The organism is Mesorhizobium sp. M7D.F.Ca.US.004.03.1.1, from assembly GCF_003998635.1.
In the GTDB taxonomy this organism is placed as follows: Bacteria; Pseudomonadota; Alphaproteobacteria; order Rhizobiales; family Rhizobiaceae; genus Mesorhizobium; species Mesorhizobium loti.
Genome location: NZ_RZQG01000482.1, coordinates 1 through 4,592, shown reverse-complemented (window position 1 = coordinate 4,592; position 4,592 = coordinate 1). Strand labels below are relative to the sequence as shown.

Genomic DNA, 4,592 nt, shown 5'->3' with positions numbered 1-4,592 from the left:
GTCTTGCCCCTGATCTCCTTCCTGGAGAAATCCTCAGCGCATCGATCGCCAGCGCGCCGGCCGGCTCCAGCACGACGCCCTCGACGTTGAGCATCTCGATCATGGTGGCGCAGAGCCGGTTTTCCGGGATCAGCCGCACCGTGTCGGCCGGGAAATCCTTGAGATGCCGCAACGGCTCGCGGCCGATCTCTGCCACCGCCGCGCCATCGACGAAATTGTCGACCTTGGCGAGTTTGAGCCGTTTTCCCGCAGCGAGGCTCTCACGCAGGCTCGGCGCGCCGGCCGGCTCGCAGAAGACGAAGCGCGCTTCCCGGCCCTGATCGGCGAAATAGTGGGTGACGCCGGCGGCAAGCCCGCCACCGCCAACCGGCAGCATGATGATATCGGGCATGCGGGCGCCCGGCATCTGGTCTGCGATCTCATAGGCGACGGTTGCCTGCCCCTCGATGATGTCCTTGTGGTCGAAGGGCGGCACCATATGGGCGCCGCAGCTTTCGGTGAATTCGAAGGCGGCGCGATAGCAGTCGTCGAAAAAATCGCCGACCAGCCTGATCTCGATGAAATCGCCGCCGAACAGCCTGGTCTTGTCGATCTTCTGCTGCGGCGTCGTCACCGGCATGAATACAACGCCTCGTCTGCCGAAATGGCGGCAGACGAAAGCAAAGCCCTGCGCATGGTTGCCGGCGGACGCACAGACGAACAGTTCAGCCTCGTTGCCAGCCGCCAGCGTCTTGCGGAAGAAATTGAAGGCGCCGCGGATCTTGTAGGAGCGCACCGGCGACAGATCCTCGCGCTTGAGCAGCACCCGCGCACCGGTCTTTTTCGAAAGATAGTCGTTTTCCTGCAGCGGCGTTTCCGGGAAGATCTGGCGGATCGCGGCGGCGGCAGCAGCGACACGGGAAGAGAAACTGTTCATCGCAAAACCACCTCGCGCCGCATGTCGTCTGCGGACCTCTATCATTGTTCGGGCCGCGCACCGGCTGTTTGTGGCGCGCCCCGCCTTCGCGCAGCCGGCTCAGCCTATTGCATATCCGTCCTCGCGGCGCCATTGTCCGGCCATACATACTCTCCCGCAACGGGCATTCGTAAAACCCTTGCAAACACTTGGAGGCGTTTGTTCATACCGTCGCATCGAGCGGCCTGAAATCGATGTCCTTGCCGGAATCGATGAGCTGACCGTGAAGCCGCCCATTGCGCCACCACGGGGCGTTCCTCCCGCCATTTTGGCTTTCGCGCAACAGTGCGATGGCCGTAACCGGGCGTTGACCACATTTCGACTGGACACGACTTAGTTCTGCCGCACTCTGCCTGTCCGGGAGGTGTCGCGGGGGTAGACAGGCCTTTCGGCCAGAGTTGGAATTTCAAGCGTGCCTTTGAAGAAGATCTTTACCGTTGTCCTGGCCTTGTTCGTCGCCGGCTGCGCCGGCTCGCAAACACAGGAACTGCTGGGTAGCGCCATGGTGTCCGCTCCGGTGACGGAGATCGCAGGCAATCACAGCATCTTCATCGCCACGACGCGCAAGAAGTCCGACGATCCCAACAAGGTTTTCGACGGCGAGCGCTCGGCCACGCTGAACTACGCCCGCGTCAACGTCACCGTGCCAGGGCTCCACAAGACCGGCCAGATCGAGCGGCGCTCGCGCGGCAAGTCGGATGACCCGGCGAAATATTTCATGGCTTCGGAAGTCGTCGGCTACGACGCACAGCCGAAATTCTCCAGCGCGCTCAACGCCGACATCGCGGCGCGTGGCGGCCGCGTCATGGTCTTCGTGCATGGCTACAACACCGGCTTCGACGCCGCCGTCTATCGCCTGACCCAGATCGTCCATGATTCCGGCTATCCCGGCACGCCTGTGCTGTTTTCCTGGGCATCGGGTGCCAGGACCACCGATTATGTCTATGACAAGGAAAGCGCCAGTGCTGCCCGCGACCAGCTGGAAGTGACGCTCAGGATGCTGGAGCAGTCGGGCGCACGGCGTATCGACATCGTCGCGCATTCGCTCGGAACCTGGGTCACCATGGAAACGCTGCGCCAGATGGCCATCACCGGCGACCGCGATCTCGGCGGCAAGCTGGGCGACGTGGTGCTGGCCTCGCCCGACATCGATGTCGACGTGTTCAAGAGCCAGATGCGGCGCTACGGCAAGCCCGACAAGCCGTTCATCCTGCTGTTGTCCGACGACGATCGGGCGCTCAGGCTCTCCGGCCTGATCGCCGGTTCGCGGCCGCGCGTCGGCGACTACAAGGATGCCGCCGATCTTGCCTCCTACGGCGTGACGGTCGTCGACCTCTCCAAGGTCAAGGGAAGCGACAGCTTCAACCATACGAAATTCGCCGACAATCCGACGCTGGTGAAGATGATCGGCCAGCGGTTGCGCGAGGATGACGGCTTTGCCAGCGACCGTGACGTGACGGATCGCATCGGCCTGCTTGGGCAATAGAGGCGGTCCCGCGGTTTTCGCCGTGCCTGTTCACCATCGCGGACATATGGACTCACTTTGAACTGGACCGCGCCGGCCTCTGGCTTTATCGGGATAGCCAGCGACGTCATGCGTTTGACGTCCCCCTTTGCGGGAGCCGGCGTGTGACCGTGCGTTCGAAGAGCTACCTCGTCGTTGCGTTCGCGCTCGCTGTCACCGGCTGCGCCGGCCAGAACACGCATGACCTGCTCAACAAGACGACGATCGCGGTGCCCGCTTCCAACATCGCGGCCACGCATGAGATCTTCGTTGCCACGACCCGCCAGAAGGCAACCAAGGATCCTCGACAGGTGTTCGACGGTGATCGCTCGCCGACCACCAGCTTTGCCCGTGTCGACGTCACCGTTCCGAAAAGCCATCAGGTCGGCGCCATCGAGCGGGCCAAGGGATCCGCCAACAGCAATCCGGCCAAGGACTTCACCGCCAAGGACGTCGCCTTCTACGAAGGCGCGCCGCAATTCGCCAAGGCGGTCGGCGCCGACATCGCCATGCGCGGCGACCGCGCGCTGGTTTTCGTGCACGGTTTCAACAACGGGTTCGATGACGGCATCTACCGGCTGACACAGATCGCGCACGACACCAAGTATCCCGGTACGCCGGTGCTGTTTTCCTGGGCTTCAAGCGCCAAGACAACAGGGTACCTCTATGACAAGGACAGCGCCAATGCCGCGCGCGACGACCTTGAGGCAACGTTGCGGATGCTCGCCAAGACCCAGGTAAAGAGCATCGACATCATCGCCCATTCGATGGGAACCTGGGTGACCATGGAAGCGCTGCGCCAGCTCGCCATCACCGGCGATCGCGATCTCGGCGGCAAGCTCGGCTATGTTATCCTGGCCTCGCCCGACATCGATGTCGACGTGTTCAAGAAGCAGATGATCCGTTACGGCAAACCCACCAAGCCTTTCGCCATCCTGCTTTCAGGCGACGATCGGGCTTTGAAGCTCTCCTCCTTCATCTCCGGCGACAAGCCACGCGTCGGCGATTACGGCAACGCGGCGGACCTCGCCAGCTATGGCGTGTCAGTCGTCGACCTGACCAAGACCAAGGGCGGCGACCAACTGAACCACGCCAAATTCGCCGACAACCCGTTCATGGTGCAATTGCTCGGCGACCGGCTGCGCGCGCCCGCCGGCCTGGCTTCGGACGAGACAGCACCCGCACAACTCGACAATCTCGGCCAAGGCCTCGGCAAGGCTGTTGGCTCGGTTGCCGAAATCGTCATCACCACGCCGTTCAGGGTGCTGACCATCGCCACTGGCGGGTGACTACCATCAACAAGCGCAAGGGTATGTCGAGATTCGGGTCAGGCCGAGTCGAGAATGGCGGCTTTCGAGAACCGGAGCGGAACGTACTTTAAGTACGTGAGCTCAGTTCTACCGCGACGCGGTAGAACGGGGAAGCGCAGAAAGCCTCCATTCGCAGGCCGGCCTCACCCGAATATCGATATACCCTAGACGAAGAGGTCGACCTTCTGGAAGGTCGTCACGTCGATCAGGCCGACATCGGAAATCCTGAGTTCGGGAATGACGACCAGCGCCAGCAGCGAGTGCTGCATGTAGGCGTTGTTCAGCGAACAGCCCATCTTGCGCATTGCCTCGGTGAGTTTCTCCGCCTTGGCCGCGACGATTTCGGCCCGCTCGTCCGACATCAGCCCGGCGATCGGCATTTCGACCAGCGCCAGTTCCTTGCCCTTGGAGAACAGCACGACGCCGCCGCCGACCTCGCCCAGCCGGTTGACCGCCAGCGCCATGTCCTGTTTGTTGGTGCCGACGCAGATGATGTGGTGGGCGTCATGCGCCACGCTGGACGCCATGGCGCAGTCGCCAATGTAGCCGAAGCCGGAGACGAAGGCGTTGGTGACGCCGCCCGTGCCCCGGTGGCGCTCGACCAGCGCGATCTGGCAGATGTCGTTGCGACGATCCATGGCGACCAGTCCGTCCTCGACTGGCAGATAGGCCTCCAGCGCGCGCGTCGGCGCCTGGTTTTCGATGACGCCGATGACGCGCACCCGCACCTCGTTGGCGCCCTTGGGAGCGGCGATGTCGAAGTCGCCAGCCTTGAGCCTCTTGCCGAGCTTGACGGTGTTCTTCGCCGTCCGGGGATAATCAT

General features: G+C 62.8%; 3 protein-coding genes and 1 pseudogene. 2 read left to right on the top strand and 2 right to left on the bottom strand.

Annotated elements, in window-relative coordinates; all coding sequences use genetic code 11:
• Positions 1-916: pseudogene (locus EN935_RS23355) on the bottom strand (pyridoxal-phosphate dependent enzyme); the annotation flags it as partial.
• A 451-nt stretch (positions 917-1,367) separates the two neighbouring features.
• Between EN935_RS23355 and EN935_RS23350 the strand changes: the two are divergent.
• Both EN935_RS23350 and EN935_RS23345 read left to right on the top strand, forming a co-directional pair.
• Complete coding sequence (locus tag EN935_RS23350; RefSeq protein WP_127263071.1) at positions 1,368-2,441, top strand: alpha/beta hydrolase; 1,074 nt, start codon at positions 1,368-1,370, stop codon at positions 2,439-2,441.
• A gap of 143 nt (positions 2,442-2,584) precedes the next feature.
• The gene (locus tag EN935_RS23345) at positions 2,585-3,748 is read left to right on the top strand and encodes an alpha/beta hydrolase (RefSeq protein ID WP_127373648.1); all 1,164 of its coding nucleotides are present in this window, start codon (positions 2,585-2,587) and stop codon (positions 3,746-3,748) included.
• A 185-nt stretch (positions 3,749-3,933) separates the two neighbouring features.
• On the opposite strand, the gene EN935_RS23340 is transcribed toward EN935_RS23345, so the two are convergent.
• The coding region (locus EN935_RS23340) for an adenine deaminase C-terminal domain-containing protein (protein WP_164771285.1) at positions 3,934-4,592 on the bottom strand (659 nt) is incomplete at its 5' end.